Source organism: Pseudoxanthomonas sp. SGNA-20 (assembly GCF_003931635.1).
In the GTDB taxonomy this organism is placed as follows: Bacteria; Pseudomonadota; Gammaproteobacteria; order Xanthomonadales; family Xanthomonadaceae; genus Pseudoxanthomonas.
The window spans coordinates 1-361 of the sequence record NZ_RRYK01000031.1 but is presented as its reverse complement, the minus strand read 5'-3'; the positions used below and the strand labels follow the sequence as shown (position 1 = coordinate 361).

The window sequence follows — 361 nt, the reverse complement described above, 5'->3', positions numbered from 1 at the left end:
GCGCTGGGCCAGCGAACGCACCTCGGTGGCGACCACGGCGAAGCCACGGCCCTGCTCGCCGGCGCGGGCCGCTTCCACGGCGGCGTTCAGTGCCAGGATGTTGGTCTGGAAGGCGATGCCGTCGATCACCGAGATGATGTCGGCGATCTTGCGCGAGGCGGCCTGGATGTCGGCCATGGTCGAGACCACCTGGCCGACGACCTGGCCGCCCTGCGAGGCGACCGCGGCGGCGCCGATCGCCAGCTGGTTGGCCTGGCGGGCGTGGTCGGCGTTCTGCTTGACGGTGGAGGTCAGCTCCTCCATCGAAGCGGCGGTTTCCTCCAGGTTGGCGGCCTGCTGCTCGGTGCGGCGGGACAGGTCG

General features: G+C 71.5%; 1 protein-coding gene. It reads right to left on the bottom strand.

Annotated features, from left to right (window positions below):
* Positions 1 to 361, bottom strand: a 361-nt coding sequence (locus EIM48_RS15295; RefSeq protein ID WP_233581720.1) for a methyl-accepting chemotaxis protein, incomplete at both ends; no start/stop codon positions are given.